The organism is Sphingomonas sp. GM_Shp_2, assembly GCF_026540875.1.
In the GTDB taxonomy this organism is placed as follows: Bacteria; Pseudomonadota; Alphaproteobacteria; order Sphingomonadales; family Sphingomonadaceae; genus Sphingomonas; species Sphingomonas carotinifaciens.
Map to the genome: position 1 here is coordinate 1 of NZ_JALNUQ010000058.1, position 25,152 is coordinate 25,152.

Annotated in this window: 18 protein-coding genes; 15 read left to right on the forward strand and 3 right to left on the reverse strand. The window is 66.3% G+C overall.

All coding sequences use genetic code 11. The features are described from left to right. Positions 1-975: tryptophan halogenase family protein (locus OXR08_RS16295; protein ID WP_267351460.1), on the forward strand; the 975-nt coding region annotated here is incomplete at its 5' end. Here OXR08_RS16295 and OXR08_RS16300 read toward each other — a convergent pair. Further along, complete coding sequence (locus tag OXR08_RS16300; RefSeq protein WP_112383375.1) at positions 963-1,958, reverse strand: LacI family DNA-binding transcriptional regulator; 996 nt, start codon at positions 1,956-1,958, stop codon at positions 963-965. The genes OXR08_RS16295 and OXR08_RS16300 overlap by 13 nt on opposite strands. 234 nt (positions 1,959-2,192) lie before the next feature. Here OXR08_RS16300 and OXR08_RS16305 point away from each other — a divergent pair, with 234 nt between their 5' ends. The 13 genes from OXR08_RS16305 (at position 2,193) to OXR08_RS16365 (ending at position 18,832) form a co-directional block, all read left to right on the forward strand. Next, positions 2,193-3,455: an MFS transporter gene (locus OXR08_RS16305; protein WP_149682901.1), complete on the forward strand. Its 1,263-nt coding sequence runs from the start codon at positions 2,193-2,195 to the stop codon at positions 3,453-3,455. Further along, entirely contained in the window at positions 3,452-4,522 is a 1,071-nt protein-coding gene (locus OXR08_RS16310) for a sugar phosphate isomerase/epimerase (RefSeq protein WP_267351464.1), read from the forward strand. The genes OXR08_RS16305 and OXR08_RS16310 overlap by 4 nt, the downstream gene beginning before the upstream one ends. After that, positions 4,519-5,667, forward strand: coding sequence for a Gfo/Idh/MocA family oxidoreductase (locus OXR08_RS16315; protein WP_267351466.1), 1,149 nt, complete (start codon positions 4,519-4,521; stop codon positions 5,665-5,667). The genes OXR08_RS16310 and OXR08_RS16315 overlap by 4 nt, the downstream gene beginning before the upstream one ends. Continuing rightward, the gene (locus OXR08_RS16320) at positions 5,664-6,044 is read left to right on the forward strand and encodes a c-type cytochrome (protein WP_267351468.1); all 381 of its coding nucleotides are present in this window, start codon (positions 5,664-5,666) and stop codon (positions 6,042-6,044) included. The genes OXR08_RS16315 and OXR08_RS16320 overlap by 4 nt, the downstream gene beginning before the upstream one ends. A 13-nt stretch (positions 6,045-6,057) precedes the next feature. Continuing rightward, positions 6,058-6,978 (forward strand): TIM barrel protein, encoded by a 921-nt coding sequence (locus OXR08_RS16325; RefSeq protein ID WP_267351470.1) that lies wholly within the window; start codon positions 6,058-6,060, stop codon positions 6,976-6,978. Then, complete coding sequence (locus OXR08_RS16330; protein WP_267351472.1) at positions 6,975-7,802, forward strand: DUF1080 domain-containing protein; 828 nt, start codon at positions 6,975-6,977, stop codon at positions 7,800-7,802. Before OXR08_RS16325 ends, OXR08_RS16330 begins: the two co-directional genes overlap by 4 nt. Then, positions 7,799-8,362, forward strand: coding sequence for a gluconate 2-dehydrogenase subunit 3 family protein (locus tag OXR08_RS16335; RefSeq protein WP_267351474.1), 564 nt, complete (start codon positions 7,799-7,801; stop codon positions 8,360-8,362). Before OXR08_RS16330 ends, OXR08_RS16335 begins: the two co-directional genes overlap by 4 nt. Further along, positions 8,359-9,195 carry a sugar phosphate isomerase/epimerase gene (locus tag OXR08_RS16340; RefSeq protein WP_267351476.1) on the forward strand — a complete coding sequence of 279 codons (837 nt, stop codon included), beginning with the start codon at positions 8,359-8,361 and terminating at the stop codon, positions 9,193-9,195. The genes OXR08_RS16335 and OXR08_RS16340 overlap by 4 nt, the downstream gene beginning before the upstream one ends. A gap of 25 nt (positions 9,196-9,220) precedes the next feature. After that, positions 9,221-10,894 carry a GMC family oxidoreductase gene (locus OXR08_RS16345; RefSeq protein ID WP_112383270.1) on the forward strand — a complete coding sequence of 558 codons (1,674 nt, stop codon included), beginning with the start codon at positions 9,221-9,223 and terminating at the stop codon, positions 10,892-10,894. Between the two features lie 108 nt (positions 10,895-11,002). Beyond that, positions 11,003-11,581 (forward strand): TerD family protein, encoded by a 579-nt coding sequence (locus OXR08_RS16350; protein ID WP_267351478.1) that lies wholly within the window; start codon positions 11,003-11,005, stop codon positions 11,579-11,581. Positions 11,582-11,723: 142 nt separating this feature from the next. Next, complete coding sequence (locus OXR08_RS16355) at positions 11,724-14,075, forward strand: glycoside hydrolase family 127 protein (RefSeq protein ID WP_267351480.1); 2,352 nt, start codon at positions 11,724-11,726, stop codon at positions 14,073-14,075. Positions 14,076-14,243: 168 nt separating this feature from the next. After that, positions 14,244-17,456, forward strand: a complete 3,213-nt coding sequence (locus OXR08_RS16360) for a glycoside hydrolase family 2 TIM barrel-domain containing protein (protein ID WP_267351482.1) — start codon at positions 14,244-14,246, stop codon at positions 17,454-17,456. A 29-nt stretch (positions 17,457-17,485) separates the two neighbouring features. Beyond that, a complete protein-coding gene (locus tag OXR08_RS16365) occupies positions 17,486-18,832 on the forward strand; it encodes a family 43 glycosylhydrolase (protein ID WP_267351484.1) in 1,347 nt (448 codons plus the stop codon). Positions 18,833-18,835: 3 nt separating this feature from the next. Here the strand turns inward: OXR08_RS16365 and OXR08_RS16370 are convergent, their stop codons facing one another. After that, complete coding sequence (locus OXR08_RS16370; RefSeq protein ID WP_267351486.1) at positions 18,836-19,435, reverse strand: TetR/AcrR family transcriptional regulator; 600 nt, start codon at positions 19,433-19,435, stop codon at positions 18,836-18,838. Positions 19,436-19,532: 97 nt separating this feature from the next. Here OXR08_RS16370 and OXR08_RS16375 point away from each other — a divergent pair, with 97 nt between their 5' ends. Then, positions 19,533-22,931 (forward strand): acyl-[ACP]--phospholipid O-acyltransferase, encoded by a 3,399-nt coding sequence (locus OXR08_RS16375; protein ID WP_267351488.1) that lies wholly within the window; start codon positions 19,533-19,535, stop codon positions 22,929-22,931. A gap of 264 nt (positions 22,932-23,195) precedes the next feature. Here OXR08_RS16375 and OXR08_RS16380 read toward each other — a convergent pair. Beyond that, a partial coding sequence (locus tag OXR08_RS16380; RefSeq protein WP_267351490.1) for a TIM-barrel domain-containing protein occupies positions 23,196-25,152 on the reverse strand: 1,957 nt, incomplete at its 5' end.

A 25,152-nucleotide genomic window follows, 5' to 3' on the forward strand; every position in this document is an offset into this window, starting at 1 on the left:
GAGGGGGCGGGCGTCCGACGGGTCGAGGGACTGATCGAGCGGGTCGAGCGGGAAGACGACATCCAGGCCCTCGTGCTGCGATCGGGCGAGCGGATCGAGGGCGATCTGTTTATCGATTGCACCGGGTTCCGCGCGCTGCTGATCGGGCAGGCGATGGGCGCGGCGTTCGTCGACTGGAGCGAGTGGCTGCCCACGGACTCGGCGGTGGTGACGCAGACGCGGGCGGTGGGGCCGGCGGTGCCCTATACGCGCGCGATCGCGCATGGGGAGGGGTGGCGGTGGCAGATCCCGTTGCAGCACCGGGTAGGGAACGGCCTGGTGTATGACCGGGCGTATCTGTCGGATGACGAGGCGCGGGCGCGGCTATTGTCCGCGGTAGAGGGCGAGGTCCTGATCGAGCCGCGTACCATCCGCTTCAAGGCGGGGCGGCGGACGGAGGCTTGGCGGGGCAATTGCATCGCCATCGGACTGGCCGGCGGGTTCGTCGAGCCGCTGGAATCCACCGCCATCCATCTGGTGATGATTGCGGTCACCCGCCTGTTGCAGATGTTTCCGTTCGATGGCGACTGCACCGCGCTGGCCAAGCGCTTCAACGATCAGGCGGCGGCCGACCTGGAGCGCATCCGCGACTTCATCGTGCTGCATTACGTGCTGACCGAACGGGACGACACCGCCTTTTGGCGGCGCGCCAGGACGATGGCGATACCGGACACGCTGCGCGAGCGGATCGCGCTGTTTCGCGACAATGCGATGGCGTATCAGGAGGGCGAGGAGCTGTTTCGCGTCGATTCCTGGGTGCAGGTGATGATCGGGCAGGGGGTGGTGCCGCGGCACCATCACCGGATGGGAGCGATCATGGGGGAGGCGCGGTTGCGGCAAGTGCTGGACGACATGCGCGCGCAGGTGGCGCGGCAGGTGGCGACGCTGCCGGCGCATCAGACGTTTCTGGAGCGTTACTGCCCCTATCCGCGGTAAGCGGCGGTGCTGCCGCGGACCAGGAGTTCGTGCGGCAGGGTGACCTGCTGTATCCCCGTTTCGTCCCGGCGCAGCGTTTCCATGAGCAATTCAACCGCCTTGCGGCCGATCTGCGCCTTTGGCTGGGCGATGGTGGTCAGCGCGGGCTGATAGAAGCGGGCGAGCGGCAGATCGTCGAACCCGGCGACGGACACATCATCGGGGCAGGACAGGCCGGCGGCGGCAACCGCGCTGATCGCGCCGAACGCCATCTCGTCGCTGAAGCAGAAGATCGCGCTGACGCCGCGCGCCAACAGCGCCTGCGTTTGTTCGAAGCCGGATTGCGCGGAATAGTCGCCGACATGGACGTGCACGCGATCCGCAATGCCGTGACGCGCGGCGGTCAGCAGGGCGGCGGACTGGCGGTGATGGGTGAGCGGACTGATCGGCGGGCCGGTGACAAGGCCGATGTCACGGTGACCGAGCGCGATCAGATGCTCCATCATGTCGGTGGCGGCGGCTTCATTGTCGATATACACGCCCGAGACGCCGAGTTCGGGGCTGTATTCGCAACCGTTGACGATCGGTGCGCCATCGCGCGAGACGACGACGCGCAGGCTTTCGGGCAGGCGGTGGCCGAGAAAGATCATGCCGTCCACCTCGCGCCGCGACAGCATCGCGGCATATTGATCCTCCACCTCCGGATCGTGCCGCGTGTCGCCGAGGACCACGGCATAACCGGCATCGCGGGCCGCCTCCTCCGCGCCGCGAATGACGCTGGCGAAGAAGGGGTTCGAGATATCGGGCACGGTCAGCAGGATCTTGGCCGCGCGCAGGGTGCGCAACGTGCGGGCCGCGACATTGGGCGCATAGCCCAGCTCACGCACGACGGCGAGCACGCGGTCCCGTGTCGGCTCGGCCACGCGGTCCGGCTGGCTGAGCACGCGCGAGACGGTGGCGGTGGACACGCGCGCCATGGCTGCGACTTCGATGATCGTCGGCATGACGCGTTCCATGGGCCCATTCCGGTGGCAATGTCGACCGTTAAGACGCTGTTTGCAAAGGCGCCTGTGACGGTGTCGCGGCCTGGGAACCGCCGCGCCTGCCCGAGCGGGGTGATCTTCGACTTTTCCGAAAGGGTTCCGCACTTCGAGCGAATGTAAACCTTTACATGGGTTCATGATCTGCTTAGCCTCATGATTAGCAAGCAGGAAAACTGCGTGAGGAGAGGTTGGGGCATGGCCGTTGCCGAAGGGTCGATAGACGTCACCGCGAACCCCGCGGACGGATGGTTGACGGGGCGCCTGAGCGCGCTGATGTTCATGCAATTCTTCGTCTGGGGCGCGTGGAACGTGACGCTGGGCCTGGCGATGCAGACGGTGGGCGTCGGCCACCTGATCGCCAATGCGTTTTCGGTGGGGCCGATCGCATCGATCGTGGGATCGTTCCTGCTGGGCATGGCCGCGGCCCGCTATGTCGCGCCGCGCATGCTGATGGTGATCCTGCATCTGGTCGGCGGCGCCATCCTGTTCGTGCTGCCCGGATTGGTCACGCCGGAGAGCGGCACGACCTTTGTCTGGCTGCTGCTGGGCTACATGATCCTCTATATGCCGACCGTCGGGCTGGCGAACACGATCGCGCTGAAGAGCTTTGGCGAGCGGACGGACAATTTCCCGTTCGTGCGCGCGTTCGGCACGCTGGGCTGGATCACGGCCGGGCTGATCATCGGCTGGGCCGGACTGTCGGCGAGCCCGGAAATCTTCCGGGTCGCCGCCGTCGTGTCGGTGGCGCTGGGCCTTTACAGCTTCACCCTGCCCAATGTTGCGTCCGACACGCCGCGCGACGAGGGCGTCGTCCGGCAGGTGCTGTGCGTCGAGGCGTTCAGCCTGATGAAGCAGCGCTCGTTCCTGATTTTCGTGACCTGCGCCACGCTGATCTCGATCCCGCTGGCGATGTATTACGCCTATGCCTCGGCCTATGTGGGGGCGGCGGGGATCGAGAATGTCGGGGGCACGCTGGCGATCGGGCAGATGTCCGAACTGCTGTTCATGTTTTCCATGCCGTGGCTGTATCGCCGGTTCGGCGTGAAGCCGCTGCTGCTGGTCGGCATGGCCGCCTGGGCGCTGCGCTACGCATTGTTCGCGATCGGGGACGGCGGGGACTCGCTCTGGGCGATCTATGTCGGCGTCGCGCTGCACGGCGTATGTTATGATTTCTTCTTTGTCGCAGGGGCGATCTACACGGGCACGATCGCGACCCCCAAGGGCGTGAACGCGCAGGCGCAGGGCATGCTGACGCTGTTCACCTATGGGCTCGGCATGCTGCTGGGGTCGCAGATCGGCGGATTGCTGTATGCGCAACTACCGGCGACCCCGAGCATCGCCGACTGGCACCAGATGTGGTGGTATCCGGCCATCGCGGCGGCGGCGATCGCGATCCTGTTCCAGCTGACCTTCCGCGACGACCAAAAGGCACTTGGCAAGATGGAGGCCGCACGATGAAGGATATGAAGGGGCCGGGAATCTTCCTTGCGCAGTTCATGGGGCAGGACGCGCCGTTCGACACGCTGGAGAATATGGCGCAGTGGGCGGCGGGCCTCGGCTATGTCGGCGTGCAGATCCCGTGCAACGCGCAACTGATCGACCTGAAGACCGCGGCCGAAAGCCGGGATTATTGCGACGATCTGCGGGCCAAGCTGGACCGGCACGGTATCGCGGTGACGGAGTTGTCGACGCATCTGCAAGGCCAGCTGGTCGCCGTCCACCCCGCCTATGACACGCTGTTCGACGGGTTCGCGCCGCCGGAGGTGCATGGCAAGCCCGCCGAGCGACAGGCCTGGGCGGTGGAGCAGGTGAAGATGGCGGCGCGGGCGAGCGCCAATCTGGGGCTGAGCGCGCATGCGACCTTCCCCGGTGCGCTGGCCTGGCCCTATGTCTATCCCTGGCCGCAGCGGCCCGCAGGGCTGGTGGAGGAGGCGTTCGCCGAACTGGCGCGGCGCTGGGTGCCGATCCTCGACGTGTTCGAGGACGCGGGCGTCGATTGCGCGTTCGAGGTGCATGCCGGCGAGGATGTGCATGACGGCGCATCGTGGGAACGCTTCCTGGCAGCGGTGAACGAGCATCCGCGGGCGCGGCTGTTGTTCGATCCGTCGCATTTCGTGCTGCAGCAGCTCGATTATCTCGACTTCATCGACCGGTATCACGACCGGATCTCCTGCTTCCACGTCAAGGATGCCGAGTTCAACCCGACCGGGCGATCGGGCGTCTATGGCGGGTATCAGGACTGGGTGGACCGGGCCGGGCGGTTCCGCTCGCTAGGCGACGGACAGGTGGACTTTTCGGGCATTTTCAGCAGGATGGCGCAATATGGCTATGCGGGCTGGGCGGTGCTGGAATGGGAATGCGCGTTGAAGCGTGCCGAGGACGGCGCGCGTGAGGGGGCGCCGTTCATCCGCGACCACATCATCCGCGTGACCGATCATCCGTTCGACGATTTCGCAAAGAGCGGCGTGGACCGGGCCGCGATCCGATCGATCCTGGGCCTGTCGACCGATGGCGGCGCCGCATGAGCGGGCGCCGACTTCGGCTGGGCATGGCCGGCGGCGGCGAGGGCGCGTTCATCGGCGCGGTGCACCGGATGGCGGCAGCACTGGACGGCGACTGGCAGTTGGTGGCGGGTGCGTTCAGCAGCGACGAAGCGCGCAATGCGCGGAGCGGCGCTGCGCTGGGGCTGGACGGGGCGCGCGTCTATCCCTCGCTGGACCTGTTGCTGGAACGCGAGGCGGCGCTGCCCGAGGAGGAGCGGATCGATGCACTGGCGATCGTGACGCCCAACCACCTGCATGCGCCGATGGCGATCGCGGCGCTGGAGGCGGGCTTTCACGTCTTTTGCGAAAAGCCGATGGCGATCAGCGGCGACGAGGCGCGGGCGATCGCCGCGGCGGCGCGCAGGAGCGGACGGCAGTTCGCGCTGGCCTTCACCTATAGCGGGTATCCGTTGATCGAGGAGGCGCGGGTCCGGGTGGCGCGTGGCGATCTGGGCGCGATCCGGCTGGTGCAGGTGGAATATCTGCAAGGATGGTTGAGCCAGCCGATCGATACCGGCGGCAACAAGCAGGCCAAGTGGCGCACCGATCCGGCGCGCGCCGGGATGGGCGGGTGCCTGGGCGATATCGGGACGCATGCCTTCCATCTGGCGGAGCATGTGTCGGGGCTGGCGGCGGCGTCGGTGTCGGCGGATGTCGCGATCCATGTCGCGGGACGACGGCTGGACGACGATGTCAGCGCCTTGCTGCGCTTTCCGGGCGGCGCGCGCGGCGTGCTGAAGGCGAGCCAGGTGGCGGCGGGCGAGGAGAATGGCCTGCGCCTGCGCATCCACGGCGAGCATGGCGGGCTGGAATGGGCGCAGATGGAGCCCAATACGCTGGTGCTGCGCTGGCTGGACCGGCCGGCCGAGACGTTGCGCGCCGGCGGGCCGGGATTGCAGCCGGCGGTGGCGGCGCAATTCCGTACACCTTCGGGTCATCCGGAAGGCTATATCGAGGCTTTTGCCAATCTTTACCGTGCCTTTGCCGGGTCGATCCGCGGCGAGGGCAAGACCGCCCATCCGGGCGTGGCGGATGGATTGCGCACGATGGACTTTATCGAGGCGGTCCTCGCCAATGCGGGGGGCGACCGGAAATGGACCGATATCGGTCCGGGAGAGAATGCATGAAGTTGCTCATCGGCCTGGCCATGATGGGAGCCGCGTCGGCGGCGTTGGTGTTCGGATCCGAGGCGACGCAGGCGCAGGGTGCCGCGCCCGCTGCATTTGCCGCGTGCAAGGCGTGCCATACGGTCAACAAGGGCGGTCGCAACGGGATCGGCCCGAACCTGCACGGCGTGGTCGGGCGGCCGGCGGCGTCGGTCGCGGGCTTCAACTATTCGCCGGCGATGAAGGCGTCGAAGCTGCGCTGGGACGATGCGACGCTGGATGCCTATCTGGCCGGGCCGATGAAGAAGGTGCCCGGCACCAAGATGCCGATCGCGACGCCCGATCCGGCCAAGCGCGCGGCGATCATCGCTTATCTGAAGGCGGAAGGGGCCAAATGATGCAGGTGGGGGCATGACGCTGTCGCGTCGGACTGTTCTGGCGGCGGGGGTCGCTTCGTCGCTGGTGGCGGGGATGGCGGGGGCGCAGCGTCGCCCGTCGAACGCGGCACGCTTCGCCCTGGGCTATGCGCCGCATGAGGGGAGCTTTGCCAGTCGCGGCGGGCTGATCGAACAGATCGCCTATGCCGCGGACCAGGGCTTCACCGCATGGGAGGATAACGAGGCGCGCAGCCGCCCCGTCGCCGAGCAGGAGGCGATGGCCAGGGCGCTGGCGTCGCGCGGCATGACGATGGGCGTGTTCGTCGCCAGCATGCCCAAATGGGCGCAGTCCCGGCCGCTGCTGGGCGGCAATGACGAGGCGGAACGCGAGGGCTTCCTGGCCGACATCCGCAGCTCGATCGAGGTCGCCAAGCGGCTGAACGCCAACCGGATGACGGTGGTGACGGGGTTTCTGGACAACAAGCTGCCGCTCGACATCCAGACCGCGCGGGTGATCGACGTGATGCGGAAAGCCGGCGACATCGTCGCGCCGCATGGGCTCGCGATGGTGATGGAACCGCTGAACACGCGGACCAACCATCCGGGCGTCTATATGCAGACGATCGCGCAAGGCTATGCGGTGGCGCGCGGGGCGAACAGTCCGGGCGTGAAGATCCTGGCCGATCTTTACCACGAGCAAATCCAGTCCGGGAACCTGATCCCGACGCTGGCGGCGTGCTGGTCGGAGATCGGCTATGTCCAGTTCGGCGACAATCCGGGCCGCAACGAGCCGGGCACGGGCGAGATCAACTATGCCAATATCGTCCGCTGGCTGAAGGACAAACGCTATGCCGGGGTGATCGGCATGGAACATGGCAATGCGACAAAGGGTCGCGCGGGCGAGGAGCGGCTGATCGCCGCCTATCGCGCGATCGACGGGGGAGAGCGAGCATGACGGGAATGCGGAAGGTTGCCCCCGCCCTGATGCTGGTGCTGGGCACAGGCCCGGCGCTGGCGCAGGAGAAGCCGGGGTTCAAGGATACGCCGGTGCTGCCGGGCGGGCAGTGGCGGGTGCATGATGCCGACCGTCCGGCGCCCGCCGTGGTGACGCCGGCTGCGGCTCCGGGCGGGGCGCCGTCGGACGCGGTGGTGCTGTTCGACGGGCGGTCGACCGATGCCTGGCGCGGCGAGCGGGCGATGTGGCCGGTGGAGAACGGCGCGCTGGTCGTGCCGTCGCGCGCCAGAAGCGGCGGCGAGAACAACCTGATCTCCAAACAGAGCTTCGGCGACGTGCAGATGCATCTGGAGTTCCGCTCGCCCAATCCGCCGACCAAGACGTCGCAGGACCGGGGCAATAGCGGCATCTGGTTCATGCAGCGTTACGAAGTGCAGATCTTGGATGGCTACAACAACCCGACCTATGCCGACGGCACGGTGGGTGCCGTCTATGGCTGGAAGCCGCCGCTGGTGAACGCGTCGCGCAAGCCCGGCGAATGGCAAAGCTACGACATCGTGTTCGAACGGCCGCGCTTCGCGGCGGATGGTTCGCTGGTGCGGCCCGCCTATGTCACCGCGTTCCTGAACGGCGTGCTGGTGCAGAACCATCAGGCGATGCTGGGCACGACCGCATGGCGGCAGGTGTCTGCGTACACGGCGCATGCCGATGCCGCGCCGATACAGTTGCAGGATCACGACTCGCCGGTCGCCTATCGCAACATCTGGGTTCGTCCGCTGACCGAGGCGGCGATCGCACAGGATCTGGGAGGTAAGGGCCAGTGATCGACCGTAGAACCGCATTGGCGGGCGTCGCCGCGATGTTCGGCAGCGCCCTGTTCGCACCGATCGCGCGCGCCGCCGGGCTGGCGCAACCGGTGCCGCCGATCAACCAGGGGCCGCCGAGCGTGGCTGTCTTCACCGCGCCGCAGCGCGCGCTGATGACCGCGCTGAGCGAGCGCGTGCTGCCGACGACGGACACGCCGGGCGCCATCGCCGCGGGCGTGCCGGCATTCATCGAGAAGATGCTGGCGGACTGGGCCGAGCCGGGCGACCGGACGCCGATCGTCGCCGGGCTGGATGCGATCGAGGCGCGCAGCCAGCGCGACTATCGCACGTCCGCCGCCAAGGCGACGCCGGCGCAACAGGATGCGCTGCTGACGCTGGCGATGAACGACCAGATGCCGGGCGGCAAGACCTTCTTCGAGGCGTTCCGGCAGCTTGTCATCACCGGATACTATACGTCGGAGATCGGCATGACGCAGGAGCGCGAATACCTGCCGGTGCCGGGCGAATATAACGGCGCCTTTCCCTATTCCCAGGTCAACAAGGTCTATAGCTCATGACCATCAATCGTCGTCATCTGCTGGCCGGCGCAGGGTCGCTGGCCGCCATCGGCCTCGTCGGTGCACCGGCCTTTGCCGCAAAGCTGGGGCCGATCGGGCTGCAACTCTACACGGTACGCGAGCTGTTCCAGAAGGACCCGGTCAAGACGCTGGAGACGGTGGCTGGCATCGGTTACCGCGAGGTCGAGTTCGGCGGTGGCGGTTATGACAGCATGGATCATGCCATGCTGCGCCGGACCATGGACCGGCTAAAGCTGACCGCGCCGTCGGTGCATATCGGTTATGACGCACTGCTCGGCAATTTCGCGAAGTCGGTGGCGATGGCCAAGACGCTGGGCGCGGGCACGGTGATCTTGCCCTATATGACCGACGAGCATCGCACCGAGGCGGGATGGCAGGCGGCGCTGCCCAACATCAACCGGTTCGCCAATGATCTGAGGGCGGCAGGGCTGAACTTCGCCTATCACAATCACGACTTCGAATTCACGGTCAAGCCGGGCGGGGTCAGCCTGTACGAGCGGTTGCTCCGCGAGACCGACCCGGCGCTGGTGAAGGTGGAGCTGGACCTCTACTGGGTGGCGCATGCGGGCGAAGACGTCGCGGCGTGGATCGAGCGGCTGGCGGATCGCCTGTACGCCTATCACGTCAAGGACATGCGCCCGGACCGCAGCATGACCGCGGTGGGCGCGGGCGTGACCGATTTCGCGGCGCTGTTCCGGCTGAAGGGCAGCGCCGGGGTGCGGCATTTCTACGTCGAAAACGACGAGGCGCCCGCACCCTACATCCCCGACATCACCAAGAGTTTCCAGACGCTGCGCGCACTGCGCGTCTGACCTTTGTTTTCTGGAGAGGACAATCATGGCATCGACCAACAGGTTCGACGCAGTCGTCATCGGTTCGGGCGTGAGCGGCGGGTTTGCCGCCAAGGAATTGACCGAAAAGGGCCTTCGCGTCCTGATGCTCGACCGTGGCCGGATGGTGGAGCATGGCGAGGGCTACACCTATGACGGCAAGCCGGCCTATGAGGTGCCGGCGCGCAACATCATGCCCAAGCCGCTGATCGAAAGTAACTATTTCATCGCCAAGCACGGCTATGTCGCGCCGAGCAACCAGGCCTTCTACAATGACGACAAGGCCAACCCCTATGCGTATGGCGAGGGCAGCCCCTTTTACTGGATCCGCCCGGCGGCGGTCGGCGGCAAGTCGCTGATCTGGGGTCGGTGGAGCTTCCGCTGGGCACCGGAGGATTTCGACGCGAACAAGCGCGACGGCATCGATGGCGAATGGCCGATCGGGTATGACGATGTCGCGCCCTGGTATTCCTATGTCGAGAAATATATCGGCGTGTCGGGATCGCGCGAGAACCTGCCCTATCTGCCCGACAGCGAATTCCAGCCGCCGATGCCGATGAACGTCGCCGAGACGTGGCTGAAGGGGCGGCTGGAGTCGAAGTTTCCGGGCCGCAAGCTGATCAACACGCGCCTGTCCAACATGACGGAGGACAAGCCCGATCAGAACCGCACCAAGTGCCAGTATCGCAACCAGTGCAGCAATGGCTGCTCGTTCGGCGCCTATTTCTCGACACAGGCGGTGACGCTGCCGGCCGCGCGGGCGACGGGCAAGCTGACGCTGAAGTCCGATGCCGTGGTGACCAATCTGGAATATGACAAGGCGCGCAAGCGGGTGACCGGCGTCCGCTATGTCGATGCCAATACCGGGCAGGCGGAGGTCGTGTCGGCCGACCTGGTATTCCTGTGCGCATCGGCGATCGCATCGACCCAGATCCTGATGAACTCGCGCGATGCCCGCACCGGACGCAGCCATTTCGACAGCAATGGCACGCTGGGCGCCTATGTGATGGACCACATCTTCCGCGTCGGCGTCGGCGGCGACATCCCGGGAATGGAGGAGTTCATCGAATATGGCCGCCGGCCGGGCGGCGTCTATGTGCCGCGGTTCCGCAACATCGGTGGCGACGAGGGGGTCGGGTTCCGCCGCGGCTATGGGTATCAGGGCAGCGCGCGGCGTGAAGTGTCAGAGCCGGTCGGCTTCGGCGCGTCGATGAAGCATGGCATGCGCCGTTATGGCCCGTGGAAGTTCGGCATGGGCGCGTTTGGCGAATGCCTGCCCTATGCGGACAACCGCGTGTCGCTGCATGCGAACAAGGTGGACCGCTTCGGCGTGCCGCTGATGCGCTTCGACGTGCGCTTCCGCGACAATGAGTTGAAGATGATGGCGGACGCCCGGACGCAGGGCGAGGCGATGCTGCGTGAGGCCGGCCTGACCAACGTGCATAGCTGGGAAAGCGAGCATGTGCCGGGTGACGCGATCCATGAAATGGGCGGCGCGCGCATGGGACGCGACCCGCGCAAGTCCGTGCTGAACGGATGGAGCCAGGCGCATGATGCCAGCAACCTGTACGTCACGGACGGCGCGCAGATGGCATCGATCGCCTGCGTCAACCCGTCGCTGACCTTCATGGCCCTGACTGCGCGGGCCGCGGATCATGCGGTAAAGGCGCTGCGCGCATAAACGACGGCATGGGAAGCATCGCCCGCGCTTGGGAACCGGAATGCGTGTGCCACGCGTTCGATGATGGGGGCGATCTTCCCATGACCTGCCGATGATGGAGAAACACCGATGTCCGTAAGCCTGTCCAAGGGTGGCAATGTCAGCTTGTCGAAGGAGGAACCCGGCCTTTCGCGCATTCTGATCGGACTGGGCTGGGACACGCGTACCACCGATGGGACCGACTTCGATCTGGATGCCAGCGCCTTTCTTCTGGGGACGGGCGACCGGGTGCGCGGCGATGCCGATTTCATTTTCTACAATAATCTGCGTTCCGCGGACGGCTCGGTCGAGCATACTGGTGACAATCGCACCGGCGAGGGCGACGGCGACGATGAGGCGTTGAAGGTCGACCTGGCGACCGTTCCATCCGACGTGCAGAAGATCGCGGTATCGGTGACGATCCATGAAGGCGAGCAGCGCCGGCAGAGCTTTGGCATGGTCTCCAACGCGTTCATCCGAGTCGTCAACGATGTCACCGGGCGCGAGATCGCGCGTTACGACCTGTCGGAGGATGCATCGACGGAAACGGCGATGATTTTCGGTGAAGTTTATCGCCACAATGGCGAGTGGAAGTTTCGCGCGGTAGGTCAAGGATATAAGGGGGGTCTTGCGCCGATGGCGCGTAACTTTGGCGTGAACGTCGGTTAGGCGAACCCCTTCTTTGCGGCGGGGATCGCCAACTCCGCCTTGCAATACTCTGACATTTCCTTACGCTTTCCTTCAAGGCCGGTGCCCGTCCATGCAAGTCGGACGCACGATACGGGCACCGGGCCATGGAGAGGTTTTGGCGATGTTGCTTTCCCGTCGTTCCCTGTTGGCCAGCGCAAGCGTCGTGGCGTTGGCGCCGGCGGCATGGGCGGAGTTGCCCGTCATGCGCAGCCGCCGGGTCGAGCCGGTGCCGGCGCGTTATGTGCGGTTGAAGCCGTCGCCCTTTGCCGACGCGTTCGAGGCGAACCGCCGCTATCTGCTGGCCCTCGATCCCGAGCGGCTGCTGCACAATTTCTACCAATCGGCCGGCCTGCCGGCACCCAAGCCGGTCTATGGCGGCTGGGAGGCGATGGGCATTGCCGGTCACTCGCTGGGCCATTGGTTGACCGCGTGCGCGCTGGTGGTGGGGAATACGGGCGATCGTGAGGTGGCGGCGCGGCTGGATCATGCGCTGGCCGAAATGGCGCGCATCCAGGCCGCGCACGGCGACGGCTATTGCGGCGGCACCACGGTGGAGCGCGACGGCAAGACGGTCGACGGCAAGGTCGTGTTCGAGGAGGTACGGCGCGGCGATATCCGCACCGGGGGGTTCGACCTGAACGGCGGATGGGTGCCGCTCTATACGTGGCACAAGGTCCATGCCGGGCTGATCGACGCACATGTGCTGGCGCGCAATCCGCGGGCGATGCCGATCATGCTGGGATTGGCCGGCTATCTGGCCGGCGTGCTGGAGCCGCTCGACGACGCGCAGATGCAGCGGGTGCTGCACGCCGAGCATGGCGGGCTGAACGAGACTTATGCGGAAACCTATGCCCTGACCGGCGATCCGCGCTGGCTGCGCATGGCCGAGAAGATCCGGCACAAGGCGGTACTCGATCCCCTCGCCGCGCGGCAGGACAGGCTGGCGGGCCTGCATGCCAATACGCAGATACCGAAGGTGATCGGCCTGGCACGGCTGCATGAGGTGACGGGCAACCCGGCGCATATGGTCGCCCCGCGCTTCTTCCACGAGCGGGTGACGCAGCATCACAGCTACATCATCGGCGGCAATTCCGAGCGCGAGCATTTCGGCCAACCCGATCAACTGGCCGGTCGCATCACCGAGGCGACATGCGAGGCGTGCAACAGCTACAACATGATGAAGCTGACCCGGCATCTGTATAGCTGGCAGCCCGATGCGCGCTGGTTCGATTTCTACGAGCAGGTGCAGCTCAACCACATCATGGCGCATCAGCGGCCGGATACCGGTCAGTTCGTGTATTTCATGCCGCTCGCCGCGGGCGCGCGCCGGGTATTCTCCAGTCCCGAAGACAGCTTCTGGTGCTGCGTCGGATCGGGAATGGAAAGCCATGCCAAGCACGTGGACTCGATCTGGTGGAGCGACGCCAGGACGCTGTACGTGAACCTGTTCATCCCGTCCGAACTGGACTGGCCGGAGCGGGGGCTGGCGGTGTCAATGGATACGGCGATGCCGCTGGAGGGCCGTGCCACGCTGACCGTGAAGCGGGCGCCACGTGCGGCGCAGGCGCTCGCCATACGGTTGCCGGGTTGGGCGAAGGCGCCGGTGCTGACGGTGAACGACGTGGCGGCCCGGCCGGTGCTGCGGGATGGCTATGCCGTGCTGGAGCGGCGTTGGCGGGCCGGGGACGTGGTGAAGGTGACGTTGCCGATGGCGGTGGCGTCGCACCCGACGCCGGGGGATGCGTCGATGGTGGCGTTTACCTACGGGCCGCTGGTGCTGGCGGCGGACATGGGGCCGGCGGATGCGCAGTTCGAGGGCGTGGGGCCGGCGCTGGTCACCGCATCGGCCGCGACGGGTGTCCTGGCGCCGGCGGGGGGTGCAGGACAGTTCCGGGCCGTGGGGGCGCTGGACGAGGCGCTGACCTTCAGACCGTTCTTCTCGCAATATGACCGGCGCGCGGCGGTGTATTTTCCGACCTTCACCCCCGCCGGATGGGCGGGTGCCAAGGCAGGATATGTGCAGGCGCAGGAGGAGGCGCGCACGCTTGCCCGGCGCACGTCGGACATCATCCATCTGGGCGAGATGCAGCCCGAACGCGACCACCAGTTCCGGTCGGAGCATAGCGAGGTGGTGAACTGGAACGGGCGTTCCGCACGGCGTCTGCGCCCGGGCGAGTCGATGCGCATGGTGCTGGCGCGGCGTCCCGGCGCGGCGGTGCTGCGGGTACTGGTCGCGCGGGGGGATGCCGACCGGAAAATGGGCATCAGTGTGGATGGGCAGCCGCTTGGCGCCGGCCAGAAGGTCGAAGGCCGGGAAGGGCATTTCGCCGCGATCGATTATCCCGTGCCCGGCAACGGCGCCAAGCCGCAGGCCGAGGTGGTGGTCACCGCATTGCAGGAAGATGCCGTGCTGTACGAGATGCGTATGATGACTGCGTCCAGCCCGGCGCGCGACCCGGCGGTGCAGAGCTGATGAAAGTGGGGAGGCTTCGTCAGCCAAGCGCTGATCGTCGCGTGTATTCGGCCAAGTGACCGGCTAATTTCAACATCTTGGCTCTATCGGTCGGTTAGGCGAACTTGTAGGATGTATTTTGTCAGGCAAGTCGTCTAGATAGCGGCTGTTCGATAAGGGGGAGGGGCAATGCGGATCTTCAGGCTGGCGGCAGGTGCCGCGTCGGTGCTTGCGATGGCGAGCGTCGCGCAGGCGCAGGATGGCCCGCAAGTGCAGCCGGTGCAGGTCGACCCGTCCCGCCCCGACTGGGAAAACCCGGCCGTCTTCGCGCGCAACAAACTGCCCGCCAGTGCGACCGGCTTTCCCTTCGAGACACGCCGGCAGGCACTGGCCGGCGTCGAGGCGGATTCGCGGCGGTATTTGTCCCTGGACGGCGAGTGGAAGTTCGCCTTCTCACCCGGCGCGGACCGGTTGCCCGACGGATTCGAGAAACCCGACTACGACGTGTCGGCGTGGAAGAGCATCAAGGTGCCCGCCGACTGGCAGGCGCAGGGCTATGACCAGGCGCGGTACAACAACATCGCCTATCCCTTTCCTGCGAACCGCCCGCTGATCCCGCACGAGACCAATCCGGTGGGGTCGTATCGACGCGACATCACCTTGCCCGCCGACTGGGCGGGGCAGGACGTGGTGTTGCAGATCGGCGCCGCCGGTTCGGCGTACTATGTCTGGGTCAACGGACAGAAGGTCGGATACTCCGAGGACTCCAAGCTGCCCAGCGCGTTCGACGTGACCCGCTTCCTGAAGCCGGGGCGGAACACCGTGGCGATACAGGTCTATCGCTGGTCCGATGGCAGCTATCTGGAGGATCAGGATTTCTGGCGCGTGTCGGGAATCGAGCGGTCGGTCTACCTGATGGCGGTGCCGCGCACGCGGATCGCGGACACCTTCGTGCACGCCGGGCTGGACGATGCCAATCGCGACGGGCGGTTGTCGGTCGACGTCGCGGTGACGGGCGCGGAGGCGGCGACGGCGCGGATCGTGCTGCTCGACGGTGATCGGCAGGTGCTGACCGCGAACCAGGTGGTGCCCAAGGGCCAGGCACGGCGGGTGACGCTGTCCGGCCGGGTGCCGCAGGTGCGCCCCTGGACCGCGGAGACGCCAGAGCTTTACACGCTGGTGACCGAATTGCTGGATAGTCGCGGCACGGTGGTCCAGTCGACGGCGCGACGCATCGGTTTTCGCACCGTCGCGATCAAGGACGGGCTGGTCAGCATCAACGGACGGCCGATTACCATTCGCGGGGTGAACCGGCACGAGCATGACCCCGAGACGTTCCACGTCATCAGCCGGGAGTCGATGGAACGCGATGTGCGCCTGATGAAGCGTAACAACATCAACGCGATCCGCACCTCACACTATCCCAACGATCCCTATCTCTACGAGCTGGCCGATCGATACGGCCTGTACGTCATGGACGAGGCCAATATCGAGAGCCACGCCTATATGGATTATGCGAACCGCGTGCCGCGGCAACGCGCCAAATATCAACTCGGCTTCGACCCGGCATGGCGCGAGGCGCATGTCAGCCGCGTCACCAACATGGTGGAGCGCGACAAGAACCACCCTTCCGTCATCTTCTGGTCGCTCGGCAACGAGGCGGGCATCGGGCCGAATTTCGAAGCCGCCGCAGCTGCTGCCAAGACGCGCGATCCGGGGCGGCTGATCAGCTATCTGGGATGGGGAACATGGGGCGGGATCAGCGACCACCGGCCCAACTGGTACGCCGACATCTATGCGCCGATGTACGATCCGGCAGTCAAGATGGACGATTATGCGCGCAACTGGAATTACAAGCAGCCGATGATCCAGTGCGAATATCTGCACGTCATGGGCAACTCCGGCGGCAACATCAAGGAGTATTGGGACACGATCTATGCCCATCCCGAGAAGTTGCAGGGCGGCTTCGTCTGGGACTGGGTGGACCAGTCGATGTACCGCTACACCAAGGATGGGCGCCGCTATTGGGGTGATGGTGGAGAATACGGCCCCAATCCGGGTGGCGACATCGAATTCGGTGACGGCCTGCTGCAATCCGATCGGACGCCGAACCCGCATTTGTACGAACTTCGCAAGGTCTATTCGCCGGTTCAGTTCGATGGCTTCGATCCCGCAAGCGGCCGGGTGACAGTGCGCAACCGCCATGATTTCCGCGATCTGTTTGGCTTTGCGATGGAATGGGAGGTGCTGGAGAACGGCGTTGCCGTCGCCTCGGGCAAGCTGCCCCCCTTGTCGACGGCGGCGCGGAGGGCAGAGACGATCACGCTGCCGCTGGCCGGGGTCGCGCGCAAGGCCGGTGCGGAATATTTCGTCACGATCCGGGTACGAGCCCGCGACGGCGCGGTCCCCCTGGTGCCTGGCGGCACGGAAATCGGGTTCGAGCAATTCGCTCTAAGCACGCCGCCCGCCGCTGTTGCGCCGACGGCTGCGGGCAATGTGGCCGTGACGCAGTCCGCGAATGCGGTGACGATGCGGGCGGCGGGGGCGTCGCTGGAGATCGACCGATCGACCGGGCTGATCCGTCGCTACACCAAGGATGGACAGGAATTGACCACCGGGGGCGCACCACATTTCTGGCGCGCGGTGACCGACAATGATCTGGGCGTTGGCAGTGCGGGCGAAATGGCTCCGTGGAAGGCGATGAGCGAGATGCGGCGCGTCCGCTCGGTCCGGGTCGCCGGCGATGCGGTGATCGTGACGTTCGATCTGGGCGATGGCGCTGCGACGTTCGAGACGCGCTACATGATGGCCGGCGATGGATCGGTGGCGGTCGATGGTGCGCTGACCCCGGTGAAGGACGACCTGCCGCCGCCGTTCCGGGTCGGATTGGCATTTGCGTTGCCGACCGATGTCACCACGGTGGAATGGTATGGGCGCGGCCCGCATGAAAGCTATGTCGACCGTAAGACCTCGGCCCCGATCGGCCTGTGGCGCGGGGCGATCGCCGCGCAGAACCACGACTATATCCGGCCGCAGGAGACGGGGAACAAGGTGGATGTCCGCTGGATGGAATTGTCCGGCGCAGGACGGGGCGTGCGCGTCGAAGGTGATCGGCCGTTGATGATGAACGCGCTCGCCTTTCCCTATGCCGATCTGGATCGCAAGGAGCCGGGCAGCTGGAAATCGACCGATATCGTCCCGCACGGGCAGGTCACGCTGCTGGTCGATTCCACTCAATGGGGCGTGGGTGGCGATACACAGTGGAGCGACTTCGGCCTGCCACTGCCGGAATATCGCACGCGCGCCGAGCCGACGCGGGTCAGCTTCCGCCTCACTCCATTTGTCGGAGAAGGAACGACGCCCGCAAAGGCTCGTCCGGCGCAGGCAACGGGGGTGGAATGATGGGCCGGCCTTTTTTTTCGCGTTTCGCAATGCCGGCTGCCCTGCTGCTGACCGGTGGCGCACTGGCCGGGGCGGCGGATGTGCCGGTGTCGCGCTGGAACATAGCGGGCGCGGGCAATCCGCTGCTTCCCGGCTATTTTGCCGACCCGTCGATCGTCCGGGACAAGGGACGTTGGTATATCTTTGCCACCATCGACCCTTGGGGTGACGATCGGCTGGGGCTGTGGTCTTCCGACAATGGCCGCGACTGGACATTCACCACGCCGAACTGGCCGACCAAGGCGGCGGCAACCGGCCCGACGTCGGGCGATGCCAAGGTCTGGGCGCCCTCGGTGGTGAAGGCGCCGAATGGGCGGTGGTACATGTATGTCTCGGTCGGCAGCGAGGTTTGGGTCGGCACCGCCGACGCGCCCGCCGGACCGTGGCGCGACGCCAAGGGCGGACGGCCGCTGATCGCGAGGGATTTCGCGCCGGAATATCACATGATCGATGCGGAGGCATTCGTCGACGATGACGGACGTGCCTACCTGTATTGGGGATCGGGCCTGAACTGGACGAACGGCCATTGCTTCGTCGTCCGGCTGAAGCCGGACATGGTGACGTTTGACGGGCCGCCGCGCGATGTGACGCCGGCCAATTATTTCGAAGCGCCGTTCATGGTGAAGGCGGGGCGCCATTACCTGCTGACCTATAGCGACGGCAACACGACCAAGGACACGTACAAGGTCCGCTACGCGATCGGTACGTCACCGCTCGGCCCGTTTCGCGAGGGCGCGACGAGCCCGATCCTGGAGACCGACCGCGCGCGGGATGTGATCAGCCCTGGCCATCACAGCGTGTTCCGGTCCGAGGGGCGGTCGTACATCCTGTATCACCGGCAGTCTTTGCCGTTTCCCAAGGGGGGCGACACGGTGTTGCGGCAGGTGGCGGTCGATCCGCTGACGCTCGGGGCGGATGGCGTGATCGCCAAGGTGGTGCCTTCGCATGGCAGCGCGGTGGCGGGGTTTGCGCCGAAACGCTCGGCGGGGCTGCGTTGGCGGGCGTCGGGCAGCGCATCGCCCGAAAACGCCGCGGATGATAACTATGCCACGTTGTGGCAGCCGGTCGCGGGACAGCCGGCGATGCTGGTCGCGGATCTGGGGCGGGCGCAGGCTGTAAAGGGCAGCCGGATACGGCCGGAATATGCGAACAAGTCCTATCGCTTCGGGATCGAGGCATCGCAGGATGGGCGGCGCTGGCGCGTGGTCGCACCCGTGGCCGAGCGGCAGGGCTCCCCGATCGAGGTGCCGCATGCGACGACGGCGCGATATTTGCGGGTGGTGGCGCCCGGGGGTGATGCGGCGATGTGGGAGTGGTCGATCGATCCGCGGGAGTAGGTGCTAGCGGCGGGCATGTCCGGCGAGGGCTTCACGGACCCGGGCGAGGGCGGCGATCTCCGGGGCGGCTTCGCCCATGAGGGCCCAGGCGCCGGTGATGGCGAAGGCGCAGTGGCCGTGGACGGTGGCGATGAGGGAGCGGGCAAGGGCGGCGACAGGGGCGTCGGGGGAGGTGTGGAGGGCGTGCGCGACCTCGGCAATGACGATCTCGGTCAGCACGCCCCGAGCCTGTTGATCCTGTTCGGAAAGTGACGCCTCGGCAGGCAGGCGGTGATCGTAGATCGCGGTCCACAAATTGGGGTGCGCACGCGCGAAGCCGAAATAGCCGTTCACCAGCGTGGCGATGCGATCGCCGTCACCCCCGGCGTCGAGCCGTTCGCGCAGATATGCCGCCCATAGCGCAAAGCTGCGCGAGTTGATCGCGGCGATCAGCCGGTCCGAAGTACCAAAGACATTGTGGATCGTACCGATCGAATAGCCGATGCGCCGAGCCACCTCACGCGCCGAGAAGCCGGCGAGGCCGACCTCCGCCACCAGCGCGGCCCCGGCGTCCAGGATCAACGCTTCCAGTTCGTCGCGGCTGTGGTCCGATCGTCTGCCCATCTGGCTGCACTACCATGATATTGAGCACCGTGCAATTTAGCTATTGAGCGGTGTTCAATTTGTGGTAGGTCCAAGCGTCCCGGAGGAGTCGTCATCCATGTCCGCACCTGACCTGTCGCTGCTTGGCAAACGCCGTTTCGCGCCGCTGTTCGTCGTCCAGTTCCTGGGCGCCTTCAACGACAATGTGCTGAAGTTCGCGCTGCTGTTCCTGGCCAATTTCGGGCTGTACGCGGCAGCACCGCAAAAGGCGGAGCTGCTGGCGACGATCGCCACCGGCCTGTTCATCCTGCCCTATTTCCTGTTGTCCGCACTGGCCGGGCAGCTTGCCGACAAATACGACAAGGCGGTGCTGATCCGCGCGGTCAAGGCGGCGGAAATCGGCATCATGATGCTGGCACTGGGTGGGTTCTGGCTCCAGTCGATCCCGGTACTGCTCGCCTGCCTGTTCCTGATGGGCGTGCATTCGACGCTGTTCGGGCCGGTCAAATATTCGATCCTGCCTCAGCATCTGCGCCAGCATGAGGTGATGGGCGGCACCGGCCTGATCGAGGCGGGTACGTTTCTGGCGATCCTGGCCGGGCAGTTGCTGGGCGGGGTGATCCCGGCCTGGGAAGCGGGGCTGGTGGCGACGGGCGTGGCGGTGCTGGGCTTCGTGGCGAGCCTGCCAGTACCCTCCGCGCCCGCCGCCGCGCCGGACCTGCGCATCGAGCGCAACATCGTGAAGGGAACATGGAAGATCCTGACCGTCGCCAGGGCGGGCCGGGGCGTGTGGCTGGCGATCCTGGGGATCAGCTGGTTCTTTTCGGTGGGCGCGATCCTGTTGTCCGAGTTCGCACCGCTGGTCAGCGGAACGCTGCACGCCGGGCCGGGCGTGGTGACGCTGTTCCTGCTGGTCTTCTCCGTATCGGTTGCGGCGGGATCGCTGATGGTCAACCGGCTGCTGGGGGGCGAGGTGTCGGCGCGCTACGTGCCGGGGGCGGCGCTGGGCATGGCGGTGTTCCTGATCGACCTGTGGATCGCGACGCGCGGGTTCGTGCCGGTCGCTACCCACGCCGATGTCGCCGCTTTCCTTGCCACCGGTGGTAGCTGGCATATCCTAATCGCGCTGACCGGCATCGCCTTTGCCGGGGGCATGTTCATCGTGCCGCTCTACGCCATCCTGCAGGTGCACAGCGCAGCCGCCGAACGCTCGCGGATCATCGCGGCGAACAACATCGTCAACGCGTTCGTCACCGTGGCGATGGTGGCGGTGGTCACCGCCTTGCTGGCAAACGGGACCAGCGTGCCGGGGGTGATCGGGGCGATGGGCTTCGCCACGCTCGCCATCGCGCTGATCTCATGCTGGCTGCTGCCCGAGACGGTGTTCAAGGCGCTGATCCGCGCGCTGCTGGTGCTGGTGTACCGGGTCGAGGTGCACGGGGCGGAGCATATGCCAAAGCCTGGCGAGCGGGCGATCCTGGTCGTCAACCATGTGTCGTTCCTCGATGGGTTGCTGCTGGCGGCGTTCCTGCCGGGCAGGCCGACCTTTGCGGTGGCGACTCGGATCGCGCGGGCGTGGTGGGTGCGGCCGTTCCTGGGCATGTTCGACGCCTTTCCGGTCGACCCGACGAACCCGATGGCGGCCAAGGCGATGGTGAAAGCCGTGCGTGAGGAGCGGACGCTGGTGATCTTTCCCGAAGGGCGGATCACGGTGACCGGCGCGCTGATGAAGGTGTTCGACGGCCCCGGCATGATCGCCGACAAGGCGGATGCGCCAATCGTGCCGGTGCGCATCGACGGGGCGCAATATACCCCGTTCTCACGGTTGCGCGGCAAGGTGCGGCTGCGGATGTTCCCGAAGATCGACCTGACCATCCTGCCGCCGCGTCGATTCGTGGTGGAGGGTGACACCGCCCGGCAGCGCCGCGCGGCGGCGGGCGCCAAGCTGTACGACGTGATGAGCGAGATGATCTTTGCCACGTCGAACACGGACCGGACACTGTACCAGGCGCTGATCGACGCCAAGGATATCCACGGCGCGCGTGCCGCGGCGGTGGAGGACGTGAAGCGCGAGCCGATGCGGTACGGCCGGTTGCTGACCGGCAGCATTGCGCTCGGCCGCGCGTTCGCGCCGTTCACCACGCCGAGCGAGGCGGTGGGCGTGCTGTTGCCCAATGTGAATGCGGTGGTGGTGACGTTCTTCGCCTTGCAGGGCATCGGCCGGGTGCCGGCGATGCTGAACTACACGGCCGGGCTGACGAACCTGAAGGCGGCGTGCACCGCGGCGGAGATACGCAGCGTCATCACCGCGCGCGCCTTCGTCACGCAGGCGAAGCTCGGCGAGGTGGTCGTCGGACTGGAGGCGGCGGGGCTGCGCGTCCATTATCTGGAAGATATCGGTGCCGGCATCGGTGCGCTGGCCAAGCTGCGCGCGCTGATCGCGACACGCTTTGCGGGGCGGCTGCACCGGCGGCATGGGGTATTGCCGGAGGCGCCGGCGGTGATCCTGTTCACCAGCGGTTCCGAAGGGCTGCCCAAGGGCGTGGTGCTGACCCACCGTAACCTGCTGTCCAACTGCCTGCAGCTATCGGCGCGGATCGATTTCAACTCGGCGGATGTGGTGCTGAACGCGCTGCCGGTGTTCCACAGCTTCGGGCTGACTGGCGGCACGCTGCTGCCGATCCTGTCGGGGGTGAAGACGTTGCTGTATCCCAGCCCGCTGCATTACCGGATCGTGCCGGCGCTGGCCTATGACGCGAATGCGACGATCCTGTTCGGGACCGACACGTTCCTGTCGGGCTATGCCCGGATGGCGCATGGCTATGATTTCTATTCGTTGCGCTACATCTTTGCCGGGGCGGAGCGGGTGCGCGACGAGACGCGTGCGACCTATGCGCACAAGTTCGGCCTGCGGATCATGGAAGGCTATGGCGCGACCGAGGCGTCGCCGGTGATCGCGGTGAATACGCCGATGCATTTCCAGGCGGGCAGCGTCGGCCGGTTGCTGCCGGGCATGGAGGCGCGGCTGGATGCGGTGCCGGGGATCGCGGACGGCGGGCGGCTGTCGATCCGCGGGCCCAACATCATGGCCGGCTATCTGAAGGCGGATGCGCCCGGCGTGCTGCAACCGCCCGAGGATGGCTGGCATGACAGCGGCGACATCGTGACGATCGATCGCGCCGGCTTCGTCACGATCCGCGGGCGGGCCAAGCGCTTCGCCAAGATCGGCGGCGAGATGGTCTCGCTGCCGGCGGTGGAGGGGTATGCCGCCAAGGTCTGGCCGCAGGGCGATCATGCGGTGGTGACGCGGCCGGATGCGCGCAAGGGCGAGCAACTGGTGCTGTTCACCACGCAGCACGATGCGGCGGCGGCGGCATTCCAGGCATGGGGCCGCGCCAATGGCGTGACCGAACTGGCGATCCCGCGCGATATCCGCGTGGTGGCGGCGCTGCCCGTGCTGGGCACGGGGAAGCTGGATTATGTGACGATGGGGGAAATGGCCGCGGGCGGGCGGTGATTGCTGGTGTGGGGATAGCAGCCTTGACCGGAATATCCGTTCTTATCGAGAGATAGGGCGTCGCGGGTGGCACTGTCTCGATACGAGCCCTCGATACGCTCCTGCGGAGCTACTCGATCTCTACTCGACACGAACGGGGAGGGAGGGGGCTGATCCCCATCTTTCAAACCTGCTCCAAAGTCCGTTCGGTCTGAGCGAAGTCGAAGACCACGCGCTGGTGGCTGTGCTTCGACTTCGCTCAGCACGAACGGGGTTGGTGAACGCCTACGATGCCGGGCGGATCACCTGGACCAGCGTTGCCGGGTTCTGGTCGGTGGGCAGCTTGCCCGAGGCGGTGAGGCGGCCCGCGGCGTCGTCCCAGCGCAGCGTGGCCGAGCGGCCGCCACCAGCCTTCTTGTAGGCGTTGGTGGTGCCGTCATCGTCGTACAGCGTGAAGCTGGCGTCGCGGCCCGGATAGACGCGGATCGCCTCCAGCGGCTGCTTGGTCGCGGTGCTGGGCACCTGCACGCCCATCGGCACGATCGATCCGGCACGGACGAACAGGGGCACCTGATCGATGGGCGCGGCGACCTCGATCGTCTGGCCGCCGGTGTAGCGGCGGTTGGTCCAGTAATCATACCAGTCGGCGCCGGCGGGCAGATAGACCGGCCGCTTCGTCACGCCCTGATCGGTGACGGGGGCGACGAGGAAGGCGGGGCCGAACATATACTGGTCGCCGATCGTCGCGACCTTGGGATCCTCGGGGAAGTCCATGAACAGTGCGCGCATGAACGGGGCGCCCGTCTGATAGGTCTGGTGGCCCATCGCGTAGAGATAGGGCATCAGCGAATAGCGCAGCCGCAGGAAATTGGCGAGAACGGGCTCGGCCGCCTTGCCATAGTCCCAGATCGAGGCGGCGGGACGCTGGCCGTGGATGCGCAGGGTGGGCGTGAAGACGCTGTAGCCGAACCAGCGGACCATCAGCTCGGGATAGTCGGCATAGTCGGGCGCCATTGCGGTCGCGCCGGCGGGATCGATCAGCAGCGGGCGTTCGGCCTTGGGGCCGTTCGGCCACTGCCAGCCGCCGATGTCGCTGCCCCAATAGGCCATGCCGGTCGCGGTGAAGCCAAGACCGGCAGGCACCTGGCGCTTCAGCGCTTCCCAGGTCGACTTGATGTCCGACGACCAGAACAGCGCGCCGTTGCGCTGCACGCCCAGATAGGCGGCGCGCGCAAGGATCAGGTTGCGCAGGTTCGGTCGGTCCTTCGCCGATCCTTCTGCGACCGGCGTGGTGTGGGTGAGCGGATAGATGTTGTGATAGCGATCGCCCGAGCCGATCGAATAGAAATGGCCGTCCGGCACCAGATCCGGCTCGGTCTCGTCCAGCCAGAACCAGTCGAAGCCCTGCGAGGCGAGGTTGTCGCGGATGCGTTCCCAGAACCACTGGCCGGTTTCCGGATTGGTGGTGTCGAGCAGCGCGCCGGCGCGGTCGGAACGGAACGGCAGGCCGTCGACCACGCTGCCGTCCTTGTCGTGGAGGAACCAGCCCTTGGCCGCCAGCGTGTTGTAGTAGCGCGACTCCCGCTCGAAACGTGGCCAGACGCTGAGGATCGAGCGCATGCCCATCGCGTTCAGGCGATCGTTCATGCCCTTGGGATCGGGGAAATAGGTGCGGTCGATGTCGAGCTGGCCCATGCGGGTCCAGTGGAACCAGTCCAGCACCATGACGTCGAGCGGCAGGTTGCGCTGGCGATAGCCGTCGGCGACGGCCATCAGCTCGGCCTGGCTTTCATAGCGTGCCTTGGACTGGATCAGGCCGAATGCGGCCTTAGGCGGCAGCGGGGTGGCGCCGGTCAGCCTGGCATATCCGGCATAGAGCTGATCGGTGGTGTCGCCGGTGATGACGAAGAAGGAGATGCGCTCGCCCACCTCCGACTGCCACTGGGTGGCGTTGTGGAGGCCGGGCATCACCTTCAGCGCGGACGGGTTGTCCCAGACGATGCCATAGCCCTTGTTGGTGACCATGAAGGGGACGCAGACGGTTTCACCGGCGGGCGCGTCGTAATTGTGGCGGCAGTCGATGGTGCGGCCCTTCAGGTCGAGCACGCCTTCCTGGTTCTGGCCGAGACCGTAATAATGTTCGCCCGGCTGCACCGCGAAACTGGCGCCGACCCGAAAGGTCTGCTCGCCATTCACCGTATGGGGGGACATTTCCCAGCCGGTCATCTCGGCGATGGGGCGG